Origin of the sequence: Pseudomonas sp. LA5, from assembly GCF_028640825.1 — a bacterium.
Taxonomy (GTDB): domain Bacteria; phylum Pseudomonadota; class Gammaproteobacteria; order Pseudomonadales; family Pseudomonadaceae; genus Chryseomonas; species Chryseomonas aestiva.
Genome location: NZ_JAQYZY010000019.1, coordinates 1 through 20,533, shown reverse-complemented (window position 1 = coordinate 20,533; position 20,533 = coordinate 1). Strand labels below are relative to the sequence as shown.

Annotated in this window: 22 protein-coding genes and 2 tRNA genes; 20 read left to right on the top strand and 4 right to left on the bottom strand. The window is 65.9% G+C overall.

Features of this window, described 5'->3' with window-relative positions:
* The first annotated feature begins 77 nt into the window (after nt 1–77).
* Nucleotides 78–959, top strand: coding sequence for a polyprenyl synthetase family protein (locus PVZ72_RS02240; protein ID WP_273861110.1), 882 nt, complete (start codon nt 78–80; stop codon nt 957–959).
* Nucleotides 960–1,026: 67 nt separating this feature from the next.
* Nucleotides 1,027–1,251: a hypothetical protein gene (locus PVZ72_RS02235; protein WP_027602825.1), complete on the top strand. Its 225-nt coding sequence runs from the start codon at nt 1,027–1,029 to the stop codon at nt 1,249–1,251.
* A gap of 18 nt (nt 1,252–1,269) precedes the next feature.
* On the opposite strand, the gene pdeM is transcribed toward PVZ72_RS02235, so the two are convergent.
* Complete coding sequence (pdeM, locus tag PVZ72_RS02230; protein ID WP_273861109.1) at nt 1,270–1,929, bottom strand: ligase-associated DNA damage response endonuclease PdeM; 660 nt, start codon at nt 1,927–1,929, stop codon at nt 1,270–1,272.
* A 346-nt stretch (nt 1,930–2,275) separates the two neighbouring features.
* Here pdeM and PVZ72_RS02225 point away from each other — a divergent pair, with 346 nt between their 5' ends.
* The 9 genes from PVZ72_RS02225 (at nt 2,276) to PVZ72_RS02185 (ending at nt 11,435) form a co-directional block, all read left to right on the top strand.
* Nucleotides 2,276–2,539 carry a YeaC family protein gene (locus tag PVZ72_RS02225; protein WP_007162881.1) on the top strand — a complete coding sequence of 88 codons (264 nt, stop codon included), beginning with the start codon at nt 2,276–2,278 and terminating at the stop codon, nt 2,537–2,539.
* 85 nt (nt 2,540–2,624) lie between these two features.
* Nucleotides 2,625–3,467: a DUF2797 domain-containing protein gene (locus PVZ72_RS02220; protein ID WP_133859983.1), complete on the top strand. Its 843-nt coding sequence runs from the start codon at nt 2,625–2,627 to the stop codon at nt 3,465–3,467.
* Nucleotides 3,468–3,478: 11 nt separating this feature from the next.
* Entirely contained in the window at nt 3,479–6,118 is a 2,640-nt protein-coding gene (gene pepN / locus PVZ72_RS02215; protein WP_187978954.1) for an aminopeptidase N, read from the top strand.
* Nucleotides 6,119–6,433: 315 nt separating this feature from the next.
* A complete protein-coding gene (locus PVZ72_RS02210; RefSeq protein WP_187978955.1) occupies nt 6,434–7,042 on the top strand; it encodes a hypothetical protein in 609 nt (202 codons plus the stop codon).
* A 123-nt stretch (nt 7,043–7,165) separates the two neighbouring features.
* Complete coding sequence (locus PVZ72_RS02205) at nt 7,166–7,753, top strand: LemA family protein (protein ID WP_133859448.1); 588 nt, start codon at nt 7,166–7,168, stop codon at nt 7,751–7,753.
* A gap of 4 nt (nt 7,754–7,757) precedes the next feature.
* Entirely contained in the window at nt 7,758–8,234 is a 477-nt protein-coding gene (locus PVZ72_RS02200) for a hypothetical protein (protein WP_273861108.1), read from the top strand.
* Nucleotides 8,128–9,615 carry a M48 family metalloprotease gene (locus tag PVZ72_RS02195; RefSeq protein WP_273861254.1) on the top strand — a complete coding sequence of 496 codons (1,488 nt, stop codon included), beginning with the start codon at nt 8,128–8,130 and terminating at the stop codon, nt 9,613–9,615. Before PVZ72_RS02200 ends, PVZ72_RS02195 begins: the two co-directional genes overlap by 107 nt.
* Before the next feature lie 68 nt (nt 9,616–9,683).
* A complete protein-coding gene (locus PVZ72_RS02190) occupies nt 9,684–10,586 on the top strand; it encodes a response regulator (RefSeq protein ID WP_187978958.1) in 903 nt (300 codons plus the stop codon).
* 3 nt (nt 10,587–10,589) lie between these two features.
* Nucleotides 10,590–11,435, top strand: coding sequence for a hypothetical protein (locus tag PVZ72_RS02185; protein WP_187978959.1), 846 nt, complete (start codon nt 10,590–10,592; stop codon nt 11,433–11,435).
* Here the strand turns inward: PVZ72_RS02185 and PVZ72_RS02180 are convergent.
* A complete protein-coding gene (locus PVZ72_RS02180; RefSeq protein ID WP_273861107.1) occupies nt 11,423–12,613 on the bottom strand; it encodes a serine hydrolase domain-containing protein in 1,191 nt (396 codons plus the stop codon). The genes PVZ72_RS02185 and PVZ72_RS02180 overlap by 13 nt on opposite strands.
* A 60-nt stretch (nt 12,614–12,673) precedes the next feature.
* On the opposite strand from PVZ72_RS02180, the gene def reads away from it, so the two are divergent.
* On the top strand, nt 12,674–13,213 hold the full coding sequence (gene def / locus PVZ72_RS02175) for a peptide deformylase (RefSeq protein ID WP_273861106.1): 540 nt from the start codon (nt 12,674–12,676) through the stop codon (nt 13,211–13,213).
* Here the strand turns inward: def and PVZ72_RS02170 are convergent.
* Nucleotides 13,210–13,848: a DsbA family oxidoreductase gene (locus PVZ72_RS02170; RefSeq protein ID WP_187978961.1), complete on the bottom strand. Its 639-nt coding sequence runs from the start codon at nt 13,846–13,848 to the stop codon at nt 13,210–13,212. The two genes, def and PVZ72_RS02170, sit on opposite strands and share 4 nt — an antisense overlap.
* A gap of 284 nt (nt 13,849–14,132) precedes the next feature.
* On the opposite strand from PVZ72_RS02170, the gene PVZ72_RS02165 reads away from it, so the two are divergent.
* On the top strand, nt 14,133–15,071 hold the full coding sequence (locus PVZ72_RS02165) for a bestrophin family protein (RefSeq protein WP_252977103.1): 939 nt from the start codon (nt 14,133–14,135) through the stop codon (nt 15,069–15,071).
* A gap of 43 nt (nt 15,072–15,114) precedes the next feature.
* On the opposite strand, the gene cprA is transcribed toward PVZ72_RS02165, so the two are convergent.
* Entirely contained in the window at nt 15,115–16,266 is a 1,152-nt protein-coding gene (gene cprA, locus PVZ72_RS02160) for a cationic peptide resistance protein CprA (RefSeq protein WP_133859440.1), read from the bottom strand.
* A 139-nt stretch (nt 16,267–16,405) separates the two neighbouring features.
* Between cprA and PVZ72_RS02155 the strand changes: the two genes are divergently transcribed.
* From PVZ72_RS02155 to PVZ72_RS02125, 7 genes are all read left to right on the top strand, one after another.
* Nucleotides 16,406–16,645 (top strand): DUF2789 domain-containing protein, encoded by a 240-nt coding sequence (locus PVZ72_RS02155; protein WP_133859439.1) that lies wholly within the window; start codon nt 16,406–16,408, stop codon nt 16,643–16,645.
* Nucleotides 16,646–16,702: 57 nt separating this feature from the next.
* Entirely contained in the window at nt 16,703–16,834 is a 132-nt protein-coding gene (locus PVZ72_RS02150; protein ID WP_007162893.1) for a hypothetical protein, read from the top strand.
* Between the two features lie 187 nt (nt 16,835–17,021).
* The gene (locus PVZ72_RS02145) at nt 17,022–18,011 is read left to right on the top strand and encodes a DctP family TRAP transporter solute-binding subunit (RefSeq protein WP_187978962.1); all 990 of its coding nucleotides are present in this window, start codon (nt 17,022–17,024) and stop codon (nt 18,009–18,011) included.
* 72 nt (nt 18,012–18,083) lie between these two features.
* A complete protein-coding gene (locus PVZ72_RS02140) occupies nt 18,084–19,205 on the top strand; it encodes a beta-ketoacyl-ACP synthase III (RefSeq protein ID WP_187978963.1) in 1,122 nt (373 codons plus the stop codon).
* Between the two features lie 70 nt (nt 19,206–19,275).
* Entirely contained in the window at nt 19,276–20,154 is an 879-nt protein-coding gene (locus PVZ72_RS02135; RefSeq protein WP_187978964.1) for a ParB/Srx family N-terminal domain-containing protein, read from the top strand.
* Nucleotides 20,155–20,253: 99 nt separating this feature from the next.
* Nucleotides 20,254–20,329: transfer RNA gene (locus PVZ72_RS02130), tRNA-Ala, on the top strand.
* A 41-nt stretch (nt 20,330–20,370) separates the two neighbouring features.
* Nucleotides 20,371–20,446 (top strand) — tRNA-Glu (locus PVZ72_RS02125).
* Nucleotides 20,447–20,533 lie beyond the last annotated feature (87 nt).

The following is a 20,533-nucleotide window of genomic DNA, read 5'->3' as shown; positions in this document are numbered from 1 at the left end:
GACGGGTTCGCTTTGCGAAGACCTAATCCACCGAGGTGCGACCGTTCGTCGGTTCCACATATGGAGTATCTCGACTCATGGCGACCGTATTAGTGCCGAACGCGACAGACAATTTTGCCGCTTCGCTGCAGTGGCAGCGTACCCGTATCGACGAGCGTCTGGCAGCACTGTTACCAGCCGGAGGCGATCCGGTCGCCGCAGCGATTCGCTGTGGGGTCATGGCACCGGGCAAGCGGCTGCGTCCGCTGCTGATGGTGCTGGCCGCCGAAGACCTGGGTCAGTCCGACGAAGCCGTCCTCGATCTGGGTTGCGCCGTGGAAATGGTCCATGCCGCCTCGTTGTTCCTCGATGACATGCCCTGCATGGACGATGCCCGTCTGCGTCGCGGTCGGCCGACACTGCACGTCGAATTCGGCGAAGACGTCGCCATGCTGGCCGCGGTGGCCCTGCTCAGCCATGCCCTGCGCCTGGTCGCGGGCCTCTCCGGCGTACTGGCGGAAACCCGTACCCAGATGGTCTGCCAACTGGCCGATGCGGTCGGCACCGCCGGTCTGGTCTGCGGCCAGTACCATGACCTGCACGGTGGTCGCCAGACGCGTCCGGCCGATGCCATCGCCCTGACCAACCAGCTCAAGACCGGTGCGCTGTTTTCCGCGGCCATGGGCATGGCCAGTGTCACCCTGGTCACCACCGCCACGCAGCGCGAAGCCTTCCAGGTGTTCGCCTGCCAGCTCGGCCTGGCCTTCCAGTTGCTTGACGATCTCGACGACGGCAAGGGCCTGGGCAAGGACGCCGGCAAGGATGGCGACAAGTCCACGCTGGTCAGCCTGCTCGGCCGCGACCATGCTCAACGCCAGTTACAAAGTCACCTCAGGCAGGCCCGCGAGGCTCTGGCCCAGGCCGATTGCGCTGAGGGCGCCCTGGCCGCCCTGCTGGATATCGTCTTTCGTCCGCGTTAGGGCGAATTACTGGGCATTCGGCCCTCTAATCTCTCGATAACCCTGTTTCCGTGCGAGGAGTCCTGAGATGTCGAAGTGGAAAATTGCTTATAGCAACGTTGACGGCAATACCTCGGTGGTCACCACCGACGCTGACCAAAAGCCGGACATGGAGCGGGTCGCCCAGATCGTCCGTGACGATGCCCTGGAAGAGTACGACGACAGTGAGGTGCCACGGGACTACGACGAACCCACGGTGGCCCTGCTGGAGCGCCACGGCATCACCATCACCGGGATCACCGAAGAAGGCTGATCTCCTGGGTATCTGGCTCTAGCGCAGGGGCCAGATACCGCCATCCCCCACCACGAAGATCCGCCGCGCCGGATCGGGTGCCAGCAGGTGCCCGCCAGTGAAATCGCCGAAGGCCGGCAGGATCAGCACCTCGTCATTTTCCAGGCAGAAGCAGGGCAGGCGCAGCGCCTGGCGCCCACGGCCGTGCAGCCGAAAGGCCGGATGGATATGCCCGGCCAACACCGGCAGTCGCGGGTGCGGATCGGGTTCGTGCTGCAACGACAGGCCATCCAGCTCCAGCGGTTCGCCCACCACGTCGATGCCTAGGGCGGTGGGCGGATCTCCCGCGCGACGATCGTGGTTACCGCGGATCAACAGCAGGCGCAGATGGGCCTGGTGTTCCCGCCAGCGCTCCAGGGTGTCCAGGGTCAGGGGCGCGCGGGATTCCGGGGCGTGCAGGAAGTCACCGAGAAAGATGATCTCCTGGCAGTCGTAGCGCGCCAGCAGGCTGTCCAGCCGGGCGATGTTGCCCGCAGTGGTGCCGTGGGGTACCGGTTGGCCCAGGGCCCGGAAGGCCGCCGCCTTGCCGAAATGGATGTCCGCCACCAGCAACGCCCGGCGTGCCGGCCAATAGATGGCCTTTTCCGCGAGCAGCCAGAGTTCGACATCGGCGAGGATAAGGGAGTGATAGGCAGGCATGGGGTCTCCGGAAAGCGCTTCCTGCTCTGATGGCGGGCAGGTGTCAGGGTTCAGCCCTGTTGCAGGGTAGGCCTGTTGGCTAGCGCCCGCTCCCTGGGTGAGAAGGTTCGGGTGAGGGCGACCCTGACCCGAATTCTTCAGTGGAAAAGGCCAGGCCGTTTTCCACGCTGCGGGATACGCACCCGCGTAGGTTGGGTTGAGCGCAGCGAAGCCCAACAGCCCAATCCGGCATCGCCAACTCTGGGCTTCGAGCCAAACACAACCTATGGCCACCATTGAGCCAGGCCAGGTGCGCCGTCGCCGGCAGCCCGGTAAACTGACGGTTCACTAGAGTCCGGAGCGACCCATGTCGACATCCTTCGCCCAGATGCTGGAAAACATCACCCCCGATATCTACGAGGGCCTGAAGCTGGCCGTGGAGATCGGCAAGTGGCCGGACGGCCGCAAGCTCAGTCGCGACCAGGTCGAGCTCTGTCTTCAGGCAGTGATCGCCTACGAGGCCAAGCACCTGCCCGAAGACCAGCGGACCGGCTACATGGGTCCCCAGGAGTGTGCCTCCAAGTCGGTGCCCATCGAGAACATCCTGTTCAAGTCCGACGCCATTCACTGACTGTCCGCGCCTTACCCCGACGAGGTGCCCTTCGGCGACGAAGAGGCACCTCGCGTCTTTTAGAGATCGAGAAATTTCTACCGTGATGACCGAACTGGGCCGTGGCGCCCTGCGCAAGATGGCCGTGACCCTGGCCGACCCCGTCAACTATGCCTTTCGCCTCGATGAGCGCGAGGTGCCGGTCAATCCGCTGATCGGCCGTCGCGTGCGGCTCGAATACCTGGGTGCCATCCATTGCACCCATTGCGGACGCAAGACCCGCAAGAGCTTCAGCCAGGGCTACTGCTATCCCTGCTTCACCGCCCTGGCCCAGTGCGACAGCTGCATCGTCAGCCCAGAGAAGTGCCACTACGAGCACGGCACCTGCCGCCAGCCGGAGTGGGGCGAGGCCCATTGCATGGTGCCCCACATCGTCTACCTGGCCAATTCCTCGGGCCTCAAGGTCGGCATCACCCGCGCCACCCAGCTGCCCACCCGCTGGATCGACCAGGGCGCCTACCAGGCGCTGCCGATCCTGAGGGTGGCCACCCGCCAGCAATCCGGTCTGGTGGAAGATGTGCTGCGCAGCCAGGTAGGGGATCGCACCAACTGGCGGGCCATGCTCAAGGGCGTGGCCGCGCCGGAAGACCTGGTCGCGGTGCGCGAGCGGATCTTCGATGCCTGCGCCCAGGGCCTGGACGATCTCCAGGGTCGCTTCGGCCTGCAGGCGATCCAGCCGGTGGTCGACATGGCGCCCATCGAGATCCATTATCCGGTCACGGTCTATCCCACCAAGGTGGTCAGCCACGACCTGGAAAAGACCCCCGTGGTGGAAGGCACGCTGCTGGGCATCAAGGGTCAATACCTGATGTTCGACACCGGCGTGATCAACATTCGCAAGTACACGGCCTATCAGCTGGCCGTGTCCGCCTCCGCAGCAGAGATGTAAGGACGTAAGCCATGCGCACCGACCAGCCCCAGACCATCTACCTGAAGGACTACCAGGCGCCCGAGTACCTCATCGAGGAAACCCGCCTCCGCTTCGAGCTGCATGACGACCAGACCCTGGTGCATGCCGAGCTGCGCCTGCAGCGCAACCCGACGCGTGGCGCGGGCTTGCCGCCGCTGGTGTTGCACGGGGAGGAACTGGAACTGCTGGCGGTGGCGCTGGACGACCAGACCCTGGCGGCTGGCGACTACCAGGTCGAGGCGGGCAGCCTGACCCTGCAGCCGCAGGGCGAGGCCTTCGCGCTCAAGACCTCGGTACGCATCCATCCGGAAAGCAATACCGCCCTCGAAGGACTGTACGTCTCCGGCACCATGTTCTGCACCCAGTGCGAGGCCGAGGGCTTCCGCAAGATCACCTACTACCTGGACCGGCCGGACGTGATGAGCGTCTTCACCACCACGGTGGAGGCCGACAGGGGCAAGTACCCGATCCTGCTCTCCAACGGCAATCCCGTGGCCAGTGGCGATGCCGAGGGCGGACGTCACTGGGCCACCTGGGAAGATCCCTTCCCCAAGCCGGCCTATCTGTTCGCCCTGGTGGCCGGTGACCTCCGGTCCGTGGAAGACAGCTATCGCACCGGCAGCGGTCGCGACGTGACCCTGCGCATCTACGTCGAACCGGAAAACATCGGCAAGCTGCAGCACGCCATGGACAGCCTGAAGAAGTCCATGCGCTGGGACGAGGAGGTCTACGGCCGCGAATACGATCTGGACATCTTCATGATCGTGGCGGTGAACGACTTCAACATGGGCGCCATGGAGAACAAGGGGCTCAACATCTTCAACTCCAGCGCCGTGCTGGCCAGTCCGCGCACCGCCACCGACGCCGCTCACCAGCGCGTCGAGGCCATCGTCGCCCACGAGTACTTCCACAACTGGTCGGGCAACCGCGTGACCTGCCGCGACTGGTTCCAGCTGTCGCTCAAGGAAGGCTTCACCGTGTTCCGCGACGCCGGCTTCAGCTCCGACATGAATTCGCCCACGGTCAAGCGCATCGAGGACGTAGCCTTCCTGCGCACCAACCAGTTCGCCGAGGACGCCGGCCCCATGGCCCACCCGGTGCGCCCGGATCACTTCATCGAGATCTCCAACTTCTACACCCTGACGGTGTACGAGAAGGGCGCCGAGGTGGTGCGGATGCTGCACACCCTGCTGGGGCCGGAGGGCTTCCGCAAGGGCACCGATCTCTACTTCGAGCGCCACGATGGCCAGGCCGTGACTTGCGACGACTTCATCAGGGCCCTGGAAGACGCCAACGGCGCCGATTTCAGCCAGTTCAAGCGCTGGTACAGCCAGTCCGGCACGCCACGCCTGGCGGTCAGCGAGCAGTACGATGCGGCGGCCAGGACCTATCGCCTGACCTTCCGCCAGAGCTGCCCGCCCACCCCGGGTCAACCGACCAAGGAACCCTTCGTCATCCCGGTCCAGCTGGGGCTGCTGGACGGCCAGGGCCGCGACCTGCCGCTGCGCCTGGAAGGCGAGAGCGCGGCCCAGGGCAGCGACCGGGTGCTGTCGGTCACCCAGGCCGAGCAGACCTTCACCTTCGTCGACGTACCCGAGCAACCGCTGCCTTCGCTGCTGCGGGGCTTCTCCGCCCCGGTCAAGCTCAGCTTCCCCTACAGTCGCGAGCAGCTGACCTTCCTCATGCAGCACGACAGCGACGGCTTCAACCGCTGGGACGCCGGCCAGCAGCTGGCCGTGCAGGTGCTGCAGGGCATGATCGCTGGCGAGCCGCTGGACACCCGACTTGTGGAGGCCCTGCGTAGCGTGGCCGCGGATGATTCCCTCGATCCGGCCATGGTCGCCGAGATGCTGTCGCTGCCGTCCGAGGCCTATCTGGTGGAGCTGGCCGAGCAGGCCGATCCGGGTGCCATCCATGGTGCTCGTCGCCAGGCGCGCCGGGCCATCGCCGAGTCCCTGCGCGACGTGCTCTGGCAGCGTTACCGCAGTGCCCGTGAAGCCTCGCGCGCCACGCCCTACCAGGCCAGCGCCGACCATATCGCCCGCCGCAGCCTGCAGAACGCCGCCCTCGGCTACCTGATGCTGCTGGAAGAGCCGGAGGCGCGCGATGCCGCCCTGGAGCAATTCGAGCACGCCGACAACATGACCGAGCGCCTGGCCGCACTGAGCGCCTTGGTCAATTCCGGCTTCGAGCAGGAAAAGGCCGAGGTGCTGGCGCGCTTCTTCGAGGAATTCAAGGCCGATCCGCTGGTGATGGACACCTGGCTCAGCGTCCAGGCCTCCAGTCCCTTGCCGGGCGGCCTGGCGCGCGTCCAGGCACTCATGCAGAACCCGGTCTTCATCCTGAAGAACCCCAACAAGGTGCGGGCGCTGATCGGTGCCTTCGCCAACGCCAACCTGGTCAACTTCCACGCCGAGGACGGCAGCGGCTATCGCTTCCTGGCCGACCAGATCATCACCCTCAACCGCCTTAATCCGCAGATCGCCTCGCGCCTGCTCACGCCCCTGACCCGCTGGAAGAAGTACGGTCCCGCGCGCCAGGCCCTCATGCGTGCCGAGCTGGAGCGGATTCTGGCCAGCGGCGAGCTGTCCAGCGACGTCTACGAGGTGGTGAGCAAGAGCCTGGCGTAGGGCCATCCACAGGTTGGGTTGAGCTCCGCGAAGCCCGACCTCGCCCGCCTCTGCAAAGCCTGACGCCCAGCGTCAGGCTTTTTTTCGCCCAGCTTTTCTCCGCAGCCAAGGCTTCTGGCTCAGCCCGCGGACCGGCAGCGCATGCCCGTGCCCGGCAACTCGTCTCCGCTCTGGCGCCGCTGGGCTGATAGAAATGCTTTAGGCTGGCAGCTGTATTCAAATCAGCTGCAGAACGAGGCACCGCCGCCGACAGGGTGGGCAGGGTGTTTCGAACGGCACCCAGGCCCTAATCACCGGAAGAGAGCGGAGCGGCAGATGAGTCATGCACAGCTGATGGATTGGGGATTCGTCCTGATAACCCTGTGCAACATCCTGCTGATCGCCCTGGTGGTGTTTCTCCTGTGGCAGCGCTATGTCGCCAGCGACGCGTCGGCCAAGGCCGAGGGTGCCAGCGAGGAGCAGCCGTTGCCGGTTCCCGAAGTGCTCGAGAGCCCGCCTGCCGATACCCCGCCGCCGCCGCTCCCCGCCAGCAGCGGCCCGGCGGTGAACCGTAACGTCGATCTCTTCGACGAGGGCCCGGAAGAGGTGTACGACGCCAACTATCCCGAGTGGAAGAAGAGCGACGACCCCTACGTCGAGGAATTGCTGTCGCACCGCGAAGCCCTGGAGCTTAAGGTGGACAACATGGTCATGCGGCTGACCCGGGCGCACAAGGTGGTGACCGGCCTGCGCGCGCAGAATCGCGAACTGCGCGCTTCGGAGGCCCACGCCCAGCGCCTGCAGGAAGAGCTGACTCGCACCCAGACCAGCCTTGCCCAGCTGCGCCAGGAGCGTGACGCCCTGCTGGCCGAGCTACAGCCCGGTCGCAAGGCGGACTCGGCGTCCCGGCATCCGACCGACACGGGCGCGCCTTCCTCGTCCTGAACGGTGGTGTGCGGCGCCTGATTCGCCAGCCATCCCCTCAACCGTCGCATCCGTCGCGCTGCGCAACCGTTGGCGTGGCGTGCCCCTAGACTGGGGCTTCTCAGCACCTTCAAGGACGATTCTATGAAACTGCTGCTCCTGCTGGCTGCCCTGGTCGCCCTCGGCCTGTTCGCGATCAGCCTCTACAACGCCCTGATCACGGCGCGCAACGCCTATCGCAACGCCTTCGCCCAGATCGATGTCCAGCTCAATCGCCGATACGACCTCATCCCCAATCTGGTGGAAGCGGTGAAGGGCTATCTGCAGCACGAGCGCGAGACACTGCAGGCGGTGATGGCGGCGCGGCAGCAGGCGCAATCCGGTCTGCACCAGGCCAAGACCCGACCGGAGGATCCCGTCGCGCGGGCCGCCTTGGAGCAGGGCGAGCAGCGCCTCGGCAGCGCCCTCGGACGGCTGTTCGCCGTCAGCGAAGCCTATCCTGAGCTCAAGGCCAACGAGACAGTCCTGCAGCTGATGGAAGAGCTGAGCTCCACGGAGAATCGCCTGGCCTATGCGCGCCAGGCCCATAACGACGCGGTGATGGACTACAACAATCGCTGCGAGACCTTTCCCGGCTCGCTGGTCGCCAGGCGCTTCGGCTTCCGCCTGGCGCAGCCGCTGGCCCTGCCGGACGCAGACGCGCGTCAGGCACCGCGGATCAGCCTGAGCTGAGCGCGTGCGTTTCCTCGAGGACCAGGCCGCGGCGCGCCGGCGCACCCGGCTTTGTCTCGTCTTGCTGGCCCTGGTGGTGCTGGTCATGGCGCTGGCCAGCGCCGGCCTGGCCCTGGTGTTCCTGCCGCGGAAGGTGATCGACTATCTGGGCGGGCGCGAGGCGACGCTGGTGAAGACCGGCCTGACGTTCACCGGCGTCATCGCCGCGGCCTCCTGCTGGAAGGTCCGGCAACTCGCCCGCCTGGGTGGACAGGCCGTGGTCAGGCGGCTGGGCGCGCTGCCCCTGGACGATCAGGCCGACCCCACGACGCGCCAGTTGCACAACGTGGTGGCAGATGGCCCTGGCCGCCGGCATCCCGGTGCCGCGCCTCTACCTGCTGCCGGACGAACCGGCCATCAATGCCTTCATCAGCGGCTACGGACCGGCCGATGCGACCCTGTGCCTGACTCGCGGCGCCCTTCACCAGCTGACCCGCGATGAATTGCAGGGGGTGGTCGCCCACGAATTCAGTCATCTGCTCAATGGCGACATGCGCCTGAATCTGCGTCTGCTGGGCTGGCTGCATGGCATCAGCCTGATCGCCGACCTGGGGCGGGAACTGTTCTTCGATCGCAGCTCGACCACCGGCCGGGGCAGTGGCAGCCCCCTGCTGGGCGGGTTGCTGGGCACCCTGCTGCTGGTGATCGGCGGCTGCGGACTGTTCTTCGCCAATCTGATCCAGGCCGCGGCGGCGCGCTCGCGCGAGCGCCTGGCGGATGCCTCCGCCGTGCAGTTCACCCGCCAGCCCCAGGGACTGGCCAATGCCCTGAAGAAGATCGCCGCCCATCCGCTGCAGGGGCGGCTCTATCACCGCCGGGCACGTAGCGTCGCCCACATGGTGCTGGGCGATTCGGGCGCCTCTTGGTTCGCCACCCATCCCCCGGTGCTGGAGCGTATCCAGCAGCTGGAACCGGACTTTGACGAGTGGCAGCTCGAGCGACTCCGGGCCGAGGCCCTGCTGCCCATGGGCGTTGCCCATGTCGCGGGCAATCCGGCATTCGCTGCGCCGCCGCCGGTGTCCGCCGCGCCCCCGCTCGCGGCGGTAGCTACCCCCGCGCCCTGGCGGGACATTCCCGAGACCCTGCAGGCTTTCGTGCGGCAACCCCGGCAGGCGGCGGAGCTGCTGCTGGCGCTGGCCGCCAGCCCGTCGGTAGCCGACGGCGGGGCAGGGCAGCGCTGGGCCGACAGCCTGCATCCGTCGCTGCGCCTGCCGGTTGCCCAGCTGACCTTTCCGGCCATCCGCCAACTGCCGCGGCCGGTCCTACGCCAGCTGCTCGTCGACCTCAAGACAGGCTTCGCCGCTACGCCTGAGCTGGATCTCTCACGCTACTGTCTGGCGCGCATCATCCAGCGCCAGCTGATCGGTAGTCTGGCGCCCGGGCGTCAGCGACTGTCGGGGCGGAGAACGCTGGCCCAGGCCCGGGTCGCGGTGCTCACCCTCTATGCGGTGGCCGCCGAACAGAATCACCGGGACGTCCAGGCCGCTCGGCGGGCCTTTCTACTGGCCGTCGCCAGCACCTTTCCCGGCCTGCATTGTGCCTATGAGCCCCCGCACCCCTGGCGTCCGGCGCTGGACGGCGCCCTGGCGCGACTTGGCCTGCTGAGCATGGCGGCGCGCACCCTGGTGCTGGAGGGCCTGCTGTGCCTGGTCAAGGCGGACGAGCGCGTCCAAACCTCCGAGCTAGAGCTGCTAAGGTTATATTGTACGGTCCTCGAATTGCCGTATCCTGCGTTGGACGAATACCTTTCAGTTACCGATGACAAACTGTCGCAAAAAGGTCGCCGTTCAGCTGATACTGGCCATGTGATATCTGATGTGTGATCCATACTGGCGCCCGAGGCGAGTCATCGCCGAGGGATAACGCGGCGTTCATAATTCAGGGATGGAACATGAAGTTCCTCGTGGTAGACGACAGTCGAGCGGTCCAGACCATCATCAAGCGGATTCTGGCGAATACCGGCTACAGGGATATCGAATTGCGCGTGGCGTCCACCGGCGAGGAAGCCGTGGCGCTGCTGGAGAGCTGGACCCCCAACCTGGTGCTCACCGACTGGCACATGCCCGGGATGACCGGTCTGGAATTGCTCCAGGCGATCCGCCAGCGGGTGGGCGCCGATATCCATGTGGGCTTTGTCACCACCGAGTCCTCGGCGCGCAACATCGAGGCGGCCTACCGCAACGGCGCGGCCTTCGTCGTGACCAAGCCCTTCGTCCAGGAGACCCTGCAGCAGGCGGTGCTCACCGTGCTGCAGGACGGCGCCAGTGCCGAACAGGCCATCGAATCCTCCGGTCGCGAGAGCCTGCCGATCCCGACCCGCTTCAATCCCGATCCACAGCGTATTCGCCAGTTGCTCGGTCTGTCCTCCATCGTCTGCCAGATCGAGCCCATGGCGCCGATCCCGGTCGATCGTCTGGCCTTGCCCTATGTCATCGGCATCTATGGCCATCCGCAGAGCAAGGCGCTGGAGGCCGTCTGCCTGCTGGACCTCAATGCGGCCTGCATTCTCGGTGGCGCTCTGGCCGGGCTCTCGCCCGCCGCCATCCATGCGGCCATCGCCAGTGCGACCCTGAGCCGCGAGATCTACGAGAACGCCACCGCCTTCCTCGCCGACCTCAGCGGCATGATCTCCACCGGCAAGGGCGGGGCGCCGCTGGTGCTGAGCACCAGTCACCTGGTGCAGAAGCCCTTCGAAAAGCTCTACAGCCTCTGGCGGCAGAACAATGGGCGCGCCGACTTCAGCCTGTCCTTTCCCGGGCTCGGCGACGGTTTCATCGCCTTCCTGTTGAGCTAGGGAATGAACGACTCGCGCTTCGTCGAATGGGGTTTCCTGCTGGTCACCCTGTCCAACGTGCTGCTCATCGCCCTGGTCCTGACGCTGCTCTGGCAGCGGCTCTTTCCGCGCCCTGAAGCGGCTGGCGAGAAAAGCGAGACTCCCGAGCCCGGTGAGCCGCAGTCGCTCACCAGCCAGGCCGAGACCGCGGCCGGCCTGATCGACGCGGCGCGGCAGGCGGATGTCGAGCCCCTGGGTCAGGCCATGAGCGACAGCCTGGACCTGGTGGGCCGTCTCGACGGGGTCGAGGGCGACGACTATCCGGACTGGAAAAAGACCAACCAGCCCTATATCGACGACCTGCTGGCCCACCGCGAGAATCTCGAATTCAAGCTGGACGATCTCAAGTCCAAACTGGACCGGGCGCACAAGTTAATCACCAATCTGCACGTGCAGAATCGCGAGATGCGCGGCGCCGAGGCGAAGCTGCAGCGCCTGAGTCTCGAGCATGACCGGGTCCAGGGCACCCTGCTGGAAATGCGTCGCGAGCGCGATCAGCTCAAGGCGACGGTCCAGCGACTCGGCGAAGACCTGCTGCGGCTGCGACAGCAGCCGACGACCCCGGCCGTTGCGGCCTCGCCGGAACTGGATGGGCACCTGCAGGAGGAGCTGGAGACCCTGCGCGAAAGCCTCGAAGCAGAACGGGCGAAGCTGTCGCGGACCCTGGTGGAAAAGGAATTCATCGAGCAGGTGTTCATCGATACCGATGCCGTGACCGACAGCTACCAGGCCCTGCAGCACGAGCATGCCGCGCTGCAGGAGCAGTTGCAGGCGCTCCAGGCCCGCCTGGAGTCCGCTCAGTCGCGGTAGAGGGCGGCGAGGATGGCCTCCGGGAAGGGCCCGCTCATGCCGGCGATCGCGGTGTTGGTCAGGATCACCACGCTGAGCTCCCGCGCCGGATCGATGAACCAGGCATTGCCGTAGACGCCGCCCCACTGCAGGGTGCCGGGCGCCTGCGGGGTCCTGGCCAGCCGGGCATCGCGCAGTACCGCCGCGCCCAGGCTGAAACCCCAGCCCGGCGCATCGTCGCGTTGCAGCCCCGGGATCTGGTCTTCCATGATCAGGCGCTGGCTGGCCGGCGTGAGCAGCCTGCCCTGGCGGAGTGCCTCCAGAAAGGCGAGATAGTCGCCCGCGCTGCCCTGCATGCCACCGCCGCCCGAGGCGAAGGCCTGCGTCGAAAGGGCGCGCGCCGGCGAATAGAGGATGCCGCCCTTGGGCATCGGCAGCAGATAGGGCTCGCTCATGGGTTCGGGGCGCGGATAGCCGTCGCGATAGGCGGTGGCCAGGCGCTCGGCGTCGCTGACGTGGAAGCTCAGGTCGTGCAGGCCCAGCGGTGCGGCCACCTGCTGCTGGACGACCTCGGGCAGGGGCTGCCCGGTCGCGGCCGCCAGCACGCCGCCCATCACGTCCAGCCCGAGGGAGTAGCGCCACTGGGTGCCCGGCTTGAAGTCCAGCGGCACACCCGCCAGGCGCCGCAGATTCTCTTCCAGGGTCAGCGGAGCCCCATCCAGGCCGTCGGATACCCCGGCGCGATGATAGGGTCCGTTCGAATCTTCGCCGAAGCCGTAGTGCAGGCCGGCGGTATGACTGAGAAGCTGCGCCAGGGTGGGTACGGCCAGGGTGCCGTCGGCCAGCTGCGGGGTGAAGTAGGGCAGGTAGCGACTGACCGGGGCCTGCAGATCCAGGCGACCCTGGTCCGCCAGACGCAAGGCCGCCACGGCTACCAGCGGCTTGGTCAGGGAGGCGAAGCGAAACAGCTGATCTTCGCGCATCGGCCGCTGGACTTCGCGATCGGCGAAACCGGCCGCGCGCTGGTACACAACCCGGCCTTGGCGGGCGACCATGACCACCGTGCCAACGATGCGCTGCTGGGCGACGGCGCGTTCCAGGATCGGATCCAGGCGGGCGGCGAGGGTGGCGTCCTCGGCCTGGGCGAGGTTTGTACTCAGGCCGAGGCCGAGTGCGCTGGCGAGCAGTAGGGAAGACATCTGGTTTAAGCTCCTGGCGAAACGCCGGCGGCTGGACCGGCCAAAGGGAGGAATCCTCGCATGATTCGTGACATTTTGAAGATGGGCGATCCGCGCCTGCTGCGGGTGGCGCCGCCGGTAGCGGCAGAGCGCTTCGGCTCGGCCGAGCTGCACGGCCTTATCCAGGATATGTTCGACACCATGGCCACCGCCGGTGGCGTGGGCCTCGCGGCGCCCCAGATCGGCGAAGATCTGCAGCTGATGGTCTTTGGCTTCGAGCGCAATGCCCGCTATCCCGAGGCGGCGCCGGTGCCGCTGCAGGTGCTGATCAATCCGCGGATCGAGGTGCTGGACGCCCACGAAGAACTCGGCTGGGAAGGCTGTCTGTCGATCCCCGGACTGCGCGGCGAGGTGCCGCGGCCACGGCGGATCCGCTACCGCGGCGTGGATGGCGATGGCCGCGCCGTCGACCAGGAAGCCGAGGGTTTTCACGCACGGGTGGTCCTGCACGAATACGATCACCTCATCGGCCGCCTCTATCCTTCGCGGATCCAGGATTTCGCCCGTTTCGGCTTTACCGAGGTGCTGTTCCCCGAGCTGACGCCGGACGCCCAGCGCTAGGCGCCGGCCGTCTCCAGCTGCGCCCTGACGGCCGCCGCCAACTGGGCGAAGGGCACCGCGCCATCCAGTGCCCGAGCCGCTTCGACGGGCGCCCCGGCGGAGCGCAGCAGCAGCGTCGGCACGGCGGTGATGCCCAGGGCTTCGGCGCGATCCTCGGCATGCAGCACCAGATCGGTGTGATCGCCACGGGCGAGACTGGCTTTCAGCGCCTCGCTGTCCAGACCCGTGCGCCGCGCCAGCTCCAGCAGCACGTCCAGCTCACCGATATCCCGACCCTCTTCGAAGAAGGCCTGGAAAACCGCCAGATGGAAGGCGTCGAAGCGATCGTGCTCGCGGGCGAATTCCGCCGCCTCTAGCGCCAGGCGACTGCGCGGTTGTACCGGCGGTAGGCGCAGCACCATGCCGTACTCCGCCGCCATGGGATAGACGGCGCGATCCCAGGTCCGGCGCAGGTAATCGCCGGCAGGATCGAGGGTAGGGGTGGGCTCGGGACGCAATTCGAAGGCATGCCACTCGATGGCCAGCTGGTCGCCGAATTCCTCCTGCAGACGCGCCAGCTGGGGCAGCTCCAGATAGCAGAAGGGGCAGACGTAATCGCTCCAGACATCCAGACGAACGCGCGGGGTGGCGGTCATGGCAGTGCTCCGGAAGGGCATGGTGTCCGTCGGACCGCACCTGGGCGCAGATGTTCGGTAAAGCTGCCGATATCCCTGGGCAATCTGGTACCCGGTCAGCTCCTGTGGTCGCGAAGAGCCGCAGCCTGCGACCGGACAGCTCTTCATATCTGGAAATGGAATTGCCACCGGTCAATTGCGTGAAGTGGGCGGCGATCCGCGCTCCAGACGCTTGCCTTGAACCTGTTTCCGACCCCAGGTTCCTATGGCGGCACCCCTTCTTTCACGCGCTAAGGACTATCACCGTGGGCTATTTCCACCGCATCCTGACATTCCTTCGGCAAACCTTCACCTACGTCGGCTGGTCGGTTTTCTGGCTGCTGCTGTGGGACATCGCCGTTACCGCTGACTATATGCTGCTGGTGGAGAAACGGGCGGAGCTGCCCAATATCCCCCTGACGCTGATCGGCTCGGCGCTGATCGTGCTGACCAGTTTCCGCAATACCAGCGCCTACCAGCGCTGGTGGGAGGCGCGCACCCTCTGGGGTGGCATGGTCAACAGCTCGCGCAGCTTCACTCGCCAGGTGCTGACGCTCATCGACGACGGTGACGAGCATTTCAATGCGATCAAGACGGTGCTCATCGAGCGCCATCTCGCCTATGTGCGCTGCCTGGCCTGCCAGCTCAGCGGCGATCCCCTACCCAAGGAGGTGCGTACCTACCTGGGCAAGGAGGAGTGGTCGATGCGCAAGGAGACCAACAACTTCGCCAATGCCATCCTCAGTGGCTCCTCCAGCCTGATCGCCCTGGAATACCGCGCCGGCCGCCTGGACAGCATCCGCCTGGAGCGACTCGAAGCCACCTTCGTCGACATGTCCAACTGGCAGGGTGGCATGGAGCGCATCGCCAATACGCCCTTGCCCTATCCCTACGTGAACTTCCCGCGGCTGTTCATCTTCCTGTTCTGCGTGCTCATGCCCATCGGTCTGGTGGAAAGCCTGCAGTGGTACACACCGCTGGCCTCCACCGTGGTGGGCTTCATCTTCCTGGCGATGGAGAAGGTCGGTACCGATCTCCAGAATCCCTTCCAGCGCAGTCGGCACCAGATCACCATGGGCACCATCTGCAACACCATCGAAGGCAATCTGCGGACCATGTTGCGCGATGCGCGCGGGGGCTACGCCTCGGTCAGCGACATCGTCCGGGATTCGCGACTGACTTCACCGGAGCGGGATTCCGTCTGAGCAGGGCCCGGTGTCTGGCGGTCGCCAGCGCCGGGCACGCGCTTCATTTGAAATCCCACTGCATCTGCGCCGGGATGCTGATGTCCCGCGAGGAATGCACGCAGACATCCAGGTAGTCGGTGAAGCGCGGCGGAGCGGCGATGCCTTCGTCGAGCAGACGCTGGTTGTCGAACAGGTAGTTCAGATCGGCGAAGCCGCCGTACAGCTTGAGCGCCCGCAGCACCAGGCGCGGATTGGCCGGGCCGATGCGCTCGTTGAAGTCGGCGGCCAGCTCCTTGAGGTCGGCGCTGTCCACCTGGCGATAGCGCTCGCCGACCGGGGCGTCGCCCATGGCGCCGGCATAGGCCTCGTCGATTTCGCCGAAGGTGCAGGCGCCGGCGTTGCCCGCGGAGATGTGGTACAGGCTGTAGTTCAGCTTGGGCTTGAGCGCCAGTTCCACCAGGGCTTCGGCGCAGTAGTCCACCGGGATGACATCGATCTGCTCATCGAGGCCGCAGGTGAAGCGTTCCAGGGCGAAGCCCATGCGGAACACCCAGAAGATGCTGCCCGACGCCTTGCAACCCGAACGGCGATGACCTACCACGATGGAGGGGCGCGCCACCACCAGCGGCAGCAGCGGCAACTCGTTGCGCAGCTTGAGTTCGATGGCGGCCTTGGAGGCGGTGTAGTCCACCAGTTGCTGGTCCGGTTCGGGGAAATCCCAGGTTTCGGCGACCGGCGATTGGCGCTGCGGGCCGCAGGCCATGGCGGTGCTGACGTGCAGGAAGCGCTTCAGGCGCCGCGACTGGGCGCACGCCTCGGCCAGGGCGAAGGTGCCTTCGACGTTGACCGGCCAGATTTTCGGATTGCGCGAGAAGGAGGCCACCGCCGCGCAGTTGATGACCTCGTCCAGGGTCTGCAGGAGCGGCTTGGCGGCGTCGATCCAGTGGGTGTCGAGCAGGTCGCCACAGAGAATCTGTTCGGGCTTGAGCAGGGCTGCCAGGCGCTCGTCGATGTCATGGACGCGCAGATTCTGCAGCAGGCGCTCCAGGCCTTCCGCCGGGGTGGCGGCACGGACCAGGAAGCTCAGCCCTTCGACATGGCCCAGCTCCAGCAGACGCAGGGTGACGGCACCGCCGAGAAAGCCGGTGGCACCGGTAACGAGGATGCGGCGCGGCGCGGCGGTGAATTGAATGGAAGAGACGGGAAGCGACATGGCAGAGGCCCTGGTTGGCGGAACGTGGGCGTACCTTAAGGCTCGTCGCTGAAGGATTTATTAAGGCAGGGGAACCCCTCAAGGCTGGCGTCTTTCTAGATACCTGAGCGTAACGACCGATAACCGCCTGGAGACCCCCATGGAACTTCCCGTTCACGATCTGACGACCCTCTTCGAGCAACTGGGCCTGGACTCCGATCCGGCTGCCATCGATGACTTCATCGCCAGCCACTCCCCGCTGCCCGACGCGGTCAAGGTATCCGAAGCCGACTTCTGGTCGCCGGCGCAGAAGGCCTTCCTCAAGGACGAGATCATGGGCGACGCCGACTGGGCACCGATCGTCGACGAGCTGAACGTCCGTCTGCACAGTCATGACTAAAGCTACAGGGCTGGAAGCATTCAGCCCTGCAGACCCTTCCCTGTCCGGAGACTTACCATGAATGCCGTCCATGCCCAACAGCAGCCCAACGATCCGCCCGTCGCCGACGATGAAGACGAGGTGAGCGAGGAACAGCTCGACGAATCCGTCGAGGAAACCTTCCCCGCAAGTGATCCCATTTCGCCCTGATGGTTTCCTGGCGCCGCTTCGGCGGCGCTGACCCTACCCCTGATCCGCCTTTCTTGCACACTCGTCGTGCCGTTTTCCGCCGTTGACCAGCCTTTCCCGCCGCGACTGCTAAGGTAATGGCGTCGCGCACGCACCGCGACCGGGGTCGCACGGGCGATCCGATGGATCGTTCAACGCAGGGAATCCCATGATCAAGACCTTCTTCGCCACCGTGGCCGGCTCACTCTTTGCCTTGGCCATGCCCCTTGCCGTGGCCGAGCCCATCGTCATCAAGTTCGCCCATGTGGTGACGGACGATACGCCCAAGGGCCGCGGAGCCCTGCAGGTGCAGAAGTTGGTGCAGGAGCGGCTGGCCGGCAAGGTCCGGATCGAGGTCTATCCCAACTCCAGCCTGGTAGGCGATGCCGACGAGCTGGAGGCCCTGCGCAGCAATCGGGTCCAGCTGCTGGCGCCCTCGGTGTCCAAGCTCAACGCCCTGGCCAAGCCGCTCAGGGTCTACGATCTGCCCTTTCTGTTCGACAACATCGAGGCGGTCAAGCGTTTCCAGCGCCGCGACAAGAGCCGCGAACTGCTGGGCAGCCTGGTCCCCCACGGCATCACCGGGCTGGCCTACTGGAACAACGGTGGCAGGCAGCTCTCGGCCACGCGGGAAATCCACATCCCCGCCGACCTCAAGGGCCTGACCTTCCGCGTCGAATCCTCCGATGTGCTGGCGGCCTACTACCAGCAACTGGGCGCCCAGGCGGTCAAGCTGCCCTTCGCCCAGGTCTACGACGCCCTGCGCACCGGCAAGGTGCAGGGCGCGGAGAATCCCTGGTCGAATCTCCTGGGGCAGAAGATCAATACCGTGCAGCCCTATATCGTCGAGGACAACCACAGCTTCCTCACCTATATGCTCATCACCAACACCACGTTCTGGAACGGCCTGCCCTTCGAGATCCGCAGCGAGCTGGAGGCCATCCTCGAAGAGGTGTCCCAAGGGGTGAATCGCGATGCCGAAGCCATCAACGCCAAGGCGCGCGAGCGGGTGGTGGCGGCCAATACCAGCAAGATCCTGGTGCCGACGGCTGCCGAGCGCGATGCCTGGCGCGCGGCGGTGGCGCCCCTGATCAAGCGGTATGAAAGCGAAGTGGGCAGCGACGTCCTGCGCGCCGCCGAGGCCGCCAATCGGCGCTGAGATTGCACGGGCGTCCACCCCGGATTTGCGGCAAACTGGCACGGCGTCATCCTGACAACAAGAGGAATAGCCGTGCAGCACGCGGTCATCAGCGGTAGTGGGCTCTATACGCCGCCCGAAAGCATTTCCAACGACGAGCTGGTTGCGTCCTTCAATCAGTGGGCTGGCCAGTGGAATGCCGAGCATGCCGACGCCATCGCCCAGGGCAGCCTGGCGCCCCAGCCGGAATCCAGCGCCGCCTTCATCGAGAAGGCCTCCGGCATCCGCAGCCGCCATGTGGTCGACAAGGCCGGTATCCTCGATCCGGCGCGCATGGTGCCGCGCATTCCCGAGCGTTCCAACGACGAGCCGTCGATCCTCTGCGAGATGGGGGTCGCCGCGGCGCGCGAGGCCCTGGAACGGGCCGGGCGGACGGCCGCCGACATCGACGGCGTCATCGTGGCCTGTTCCAACCTGCAGCGCCCCTATCCGGCGGTAGCCATCGAGATCCAGGCCGCACTGGGTATCCAGGGCTACGGGTTCGACATGAACGTCGCCTGCTCCTCGGCGACCTTCGGTCTGCAGACCGCGGCCAACGCCGTGCAACTGGGCCAGGCGCGGGCGGTACTGGTGATAGATCCGGAGATCTGCACCGGCCATTTGAATTTCCGCGACCGCGACAGCCATTTCATCTTTGGCGATGCGGCCACTGCCCTGGTGGTGGAACGCGCCGACCAGGCGACCTCGGGGCATCGCTTCGAGATCCTCGGGACCCGGCTGTTCACCCAGTTCTCCAATAACATCCGCAACAACTTCGGCTTTCTCAACCGCGCGGCGGAGGAGGGCATGACCCACCCGGACAAGCTGTTCGTCCAGGAAGGGCGCAAGGTGTTCAAGGAGGTCTGCCCGCTGGTGGCCGAGCTGATCGCCAATCACCTCGCCGAGCTGGATATTCCTGTCGAGCGGGTCTCGCGCTTCTGGCTGCACCAGGCCAACCTGGCGATGAACCACCTCATCGTCAAGCGCCTGCTGGGGCGCGAACCCGAGCCTGGCGAGGCGCCGGTCATCCTCGATACCTACGGCAACACCAGCTCGGCCGGCTCGGTCATTGCCCTGCATCTGCACCACGAGGATCTGGCCAGTGGCAGCCTGGGCGTGCTCAGCTCCTTCGGCGCCGGTTACTCCATCGGCAGCGTGGTGCTGCGCAAGGTCTGATCGACGGCAGGAGTCTTCCCGGGAGGACCGTTGTCGGACCTGGGAAGACCTCTCGAGAAAGGAAGACCCCGTGTCGCCAGGAAGCCTGCTCCGGGTGCAATTGCGCCAGCTGTGCCCCACCCAGCCCGCGATCGGCCATGACCAGGTGCTGTACAAGCTTGGCAAGTACGCCTGCGACCGGCGCAAGCTGTTCGACGACTACTGCGAAGCCAACGGCCAGCACCTGAGTGGCGGCGTCCAGCCGAGCACAAGTCTCCGCTCGGCCGGCGACGCCTTGGGCGTCAAGCCGCCCGGCACCTATCCAGACGAAATGAAGACCGTGGTCATCGGCCCGGGACAGCAGCTCTACCTCACCGATGGTCACCACACCTTTTCCGCCTTCTGGGAGCACCCCGGCGGTGGCCCCGAGACCTCGGTGTGGGTCAGGGTCACCGATGACTTCAGTGGCGCGGCGAGCATGGCCGAGTTCTGGATTCGCCTGCTCGACGAGCGCAAGGCCTGGCTCAAGGACCCCCAGGGCCGCCCAATCCTCCCCGAGCAGCTCCCGGAAACGCTGGGCCTCACCGCCATGGCCGACGATCCCTACCGCGCGCTGGTGTATTTCACCCGCCAGATCGGCTACGACAAGCCGCGTACCCCGGACGGTCGGGTGCTGCCGTCGGAATTCCTCGAGTTCTACTGGGCCGAGTGGCTGCGCATGCTGCTACCCCTGCAGGGCTACGATCTCGATGATCGCAAGAGCTACGCCAAGGCTGTGGAGCAAGCCGCCCGTCTGATGGTGGCCAATCCCGGCATGCTGATCGGCAGCTCGGGGCGTACGGCGCTGGAGATGGGTGGCTATCGCGCTTTGGACAAGAAGGTCCTGCGCAAGCTCTCTGCCAGCGACGGCAAGTTCACCTACCTGCTGGCGGCCCGCGCCCAGCGTGCTGCCCTGGCGCGGGCGATCTAGCCGTTTTCCGGCTTAAGTGTCTGTTACTAGCAGGTTTTTTTCTTATTGGTGTTGACAGGGGAGGCCGGGCCTCTTAACATGCGCCCCGTCCTGACCGACGGGGCTATAGCTCAGCTGGGAGAGCGCTTGCATGGCATGCAAGAGGTCGACGGTTCGATCCCGTCTAGCTCCACCAAATTTCGGTTTCGCCCTTGGGGGAAATCGGTAGAAGGTTTCGTCCCCTTCGTCTAGTGGCCTAGGACACCGCCCTTTCACGGCGGTAACAGGGGTTCGAGTCCCCTAGGGGACGCCATATCAGTCACGTATCCCAGACGTGGCGAATGTTGTACACGGGGCTATAGCTCAGCTGGGAGAGCGCTTGCATGGCATGCAAGAGGTC

What these genes read in the sequence shown, in the direction of transcription:
- PVZ72_RS02240 (WP_273861110.1), top strand. Translation starts at nt 78, where the DNA reads ATGGCGACCGTATTAGTGCCGAACGCGACAGACAATTTTGCCGCTTCG.
- PVZ72_RS02235 (WP_027602825.1), top strand. Translation starts at nt 1,027, where the DNA reads ATGTCGAAGTGGAAAATTGCTTATAGCAACGTTGACGGCAATACCTCG.
- pdeM (WP_273861109.1), bottom strand. Translation starts at nt 1,929, where the DNA reads ATGCCTGCCTATCACTCCCTTATCCTCGCCGATGTCGAACTCTGGCTG.
- PVZ72_RS02225 (WP_007162881.1), top strand. Translation starts at nt 2,276, where the DNA reads ATGTCGACATCCTTCGCCCAGATGCTGGAAAACATCACCCCCGATATC.
- PVZ72_RS02220 (WP_133859983.1), top strand. Translation starts at nt 2,625, where the DNA reads ATGACCGAACTGGGCCGTGGCGCCCTGCGCAAGATGGCCGTGACCCTG.
- pepN (WP_187978954.1), top strand. Translation starts at nt 3,479, where the DNA reads ATGCGCACCGACCAGCCCCAGACCATCTACCTGAAGGACTACCAGGCG.
- PVZ72_RS02210 (WP_187978955.1), top strand. Translation starts at nt 6,434, where the DNA reads ATGAGTCATGCACAGCTGATGGATTGGGGATTCGTCCTGATAACCCTG.
- PVZ72_RS02205 (WP_133859448.1), top strand. Translation starts at nt 7,166, where the DNA reads ATGAAACTGCTGCTCCTGCTGGCTGCCCTGGTCGCCCTCGGCCTGTTC.
- PVZ72_RS02190 (WP_187978958.1), top strand. Translation starts at nt 9,684, where the DNA reads ATGAAGTTCCTCGTGGTAGACGACAGTCGAGCGGTCCAGACCATCATC.
- PVZ72_RS02185 (WP_187978959.1), top strand. Translation starts at nt 10,590, where the DNA reads ATGAACGACTCGCGCTTCGTCGAATGGGGTTTCCTGCTGGTCACCCTG.
- PVZ72_RS02180 (WP_273861107.1), bottom strand. Translation starts at nt 12,613, where the DNA reads ATGTCTTCCCTACTGCTCGCCAGCGCACTCGGCCTCGGCCTGAGTACA.
- def (WP_273861106.1), top strand. Translation starts at nt 12,674, where the DNA reads ATGATTCGTGACATTTTGAAGATGGGCGATCCGCGCCTGCTGCGGGTG.
- PVZ72_RS02170 (WP_187978961.1), bottom strand. Translation starts at nt 13,848, where the DNA reads ATGACCGCCACCCCGCGCGTTCGTCTGGATGTCTGGAGCGATTACGTC.
- cprA (WP_133859440.1), bottom strand. Translation starts at nt 16,266, where the DNA reads ATGTCGCTTCCCGTCTCTTCCATTCAATTCACCGCCGCGCCGCGCCGC.
- PVZ72_RS02155 (WP_133859439.1), top strand. Translation starts at nt 16,406, where the DNA reads ATGGAACTTCCCGTTCACGATCTGACGACCCTCTTCGAGCAACTGGGC.
- PVZ72_RS02150 (WP_007162893.1), top strand. Translation starts at nt 16,703, where the DNA reads ATGAATGCCGTCCATGCCCAACAGCAGCCCAACGATCCGCCCGTCGCC.
- PVZ72_RS02145 (WP_187978962.1), top strand. Translation starts at nt 17,022, where the DNA reads ATGATCAAGACCTTCTTCGCCACCGTGGCCGGCTCACTCTTTGCCTTG.